The sequence below is a fragment of the Streptomyces sp. CC53 genome, assembly GCF_001865245.1.
GTDB lineage: Bacteria > Actinomycetota > Actinomycetes > Streptomycetales > Streptomycetaceae > Streptomyces.
The window spans coordinates 28,994-31,393 of record NZ_MKXB01000122.1; the positions used below are offsets into that span (position 1 = coordinate 28,994).

The window sequence follows — 2,400 nt, forward strand, 5'->3', positions numbered from 1 at the left end:
CCGGAGACGACGTGGATCCGCACGGACGCCCACTGGTCTACACCTGTCTCCTGCTGGTTACGTATCCCCGTACGCGTCACGTGACGGAAGGGGTGCGGCACATGAAGCTCGTCGTCGTCGGGGGCGGGTCGACGTACACACCGGAGCTGGTCGACGGGTTCGCACGGTTGCGGGACGTGCTGCCCGTGGAGGAGCTGGTGCTCGTCGACCCGGCCGCGGAGCGGCTGGAACCGGTGGGCGGGCTGGCGCGGCGGATCCTCGCCCGGCAGGGCCATCCCGGGAAGGTGACCTGGACCGCCGACCTGGACGCGGCGGCCGAGGGCGCCGACGCCGTGCTGCTCCAGCTCCGCGTCGGCGGGCAGGCGGCCCGGCAGCAGGACGAGACGTGGCCCCTGGAGTGCGGCTGCGTCGGGCAGGAGACCACCGGCGCGGGCGGGCTCGCCAAGGCCCTGCGGACCGTGCCGGTCGTCCTGGACATCGCCGAGCGGGTCCGCAGGGCCAGCCCGGGCGCCTGGATCATCGACTTCACCAACCCCGTCGGCATCGTCACCCGCGCCCTGCTCCGCGAGGGGCACCGCGCGGTCGGGCTGTGCAACGTCGCCATCGGCTTCCAGCGGAAGTTCGCCCGGCTGCTGGACCTGCGCCCCGAGGACCTGCACCTGGAGCACGTGGGCCTGAACCATCTCACCTGGGAGCTGGGCCTGCGGCTCGGCGGGCCCGACGGGGAGGACCTCCTGCCGAAGCTGCTCGCCGGACACGGCGACGCCGTCGCGGCCGACCTGCGGCTGCCGCGCCCGCTGCTCGACCGGCTCGGCGCCGTCCCCTCGTACTACCTGCGCTACTTCTACGCCCACGACGAGGTGGTGGCGGAACTGCGCACGAAGCCGTCGCGGGCCGCCGAGGTCGCGGCGATGGAGCGGCGGCTGCTGGAGATGTACCGCGACCCGTCACTGGACGAGAAGCCGGGACTGCTGGCGCAGCGGGGCGGCGCGTTCTACTCGGAGGCGGCGGTCGCCCTCGCCGCCTCGCTGCTCGGCGGGCGCCCGGCGGTGCAGGTGGGGAACGTGCGCAACGACGGCACACTGCCGTTCCTGCCGGACGACGCGGTGGTGGAGGTGCAGGCCGCGGTGGACGCGGACGGCGCCCGCCCGCTGCCGGTCAGGACCGTCGACCCGCTGTACGCGGGACTGATCGCGCAGGTCGCCGCGTACGAGCGGCTGGCGCTCGACGCGGCCCTGCGGGGCGGCCGAGAGCGGGTGTTCCGGGCCCTGCTGGCCCATCCGCTGATCGGCCAGTACGCGTACGCGGACACGCTCACCGACACGCTGATCGCGCACAACCGGGAGCACCTGGCATGGGCGTGAGACGCGTGCTGGCGGTGGACGCCGGCAACAGCAAGACGGACGTCGCCGTCGTCTCCGCGGACGACGGCACGGTCCTCGGCACGGGACGCGGCGGGGGCTTCCAGCCGTCGGCGGCGGGGGTGACGGCCGCGGTCGACGTGCTGGCCGGAGCCGTCGCGGAGGCCCTGCGCGCCGCCGGACTGGACGGTGCGGCACGGCACGGGGCCGCGGGCGGCGTCGCGCACGTCTCCGCGTGCCTGGCCAACGCGGACCTGCCGGTGGAGGAGGAGCGGCTCGCGCGGGAGCTGGAGGCGCGCGGCTGGGGCGCGTCGACGGCGGTGCGCAACGACACCTTCGCGGTGCTGCGCGCCGGTGCGGACGAGCCACGGGGGGTCGCCGTGGTGTGCGGGGCGGGCATCAACTGCGCGGGGCTGCTGCCGGACGGGCGGACGGCGCGGTTCCCTGCGCTCGGCCGGATCTCGGGTGACTGGGGCGGCGGCGCCGGACTCGCGGAGGAGGCGCTGTGGCACGCGGCGCGCGCCGAGGACGGGCGCGGCGGGCCCACGGAGCTGGTCCGCGCGCTGCCCGCGCACTTCGGGCTCGGCTCGATGGCCGCGCTGATCGAGGCCCTGCACCTGGGGCGCATCCCGTACGGCAGGCGGCTCGAACTGGCCCCGGTGCTGTTCGCGGTCGCGGCGGGCGGGGACCCGGTGGCGGCGTCACTCGTGGAGCGGCTGGCCCGGGAGGTCGTGGCCATGGCCGTGGTCGCCCTGGACCGGCTGGACCTGCGGGACACGCGGGTGCCGGTGCTGCTGGGCGGGGGCGTCCTGGCGGCCGGTCACCCGGGGCTGGTCGACCGGGTCGCCGCGCTGCTCGGGGAAGCGGCGCCGCGGGCGGTCCCCCGGGTCGTGACGGCGCCCCCGGTGCTGGGGGCTGCGCTGCTGGGCCTGGACCACCTCGGAGCCCCGCCCCCGGCCGCGGCGGCCCTGAGGGCGCAGTACGGCGGGCGGGCGTAGGGCGCAGCGGCGGGCGGGCGCGGCGGGGCGGCGGCTGGGGC

The 2,400-nt window shown here is 76.9% G+C and carries 2 protein-coding genes; both read left to right on the forward strand.

Translation table 11 applies throughout. The annotated features are described in order from the left end of the window. The first annotated feature begins 101 nt into the window (after positions 1 to 101). On the forward strand, positions 102 to 1,364 hold the full coding sequence (locus tag BJP40_RS11580; protein ID WP_071280291.1) for a 6-phospho-beta-glucosidase: 1,263 nt from the start codon (positions 102 to 104) through the stop codon (positions 1,362 to 1,364). Further along, the gene (locus tag BJP40_RS11585) at positions 1,355 to 2,359 is read left to right on the forward strand and encodes an N-acetylglucosamine kinase (protein ID WP_071280292.1); all 1,005 of its coding nucleotides are present in this window, start codon (positions 1,355 to 1,357) and stop codon (positions 2,357 to 2,359) included. The genes BJP40_RS11580 and BJP40_RS11585 overlap by 10 nt, the downstream gene beginning before the upstream one ends. The last annotated feature ends 41 nt before the right edge of the window (positions 2,360 to 2,400 follow it).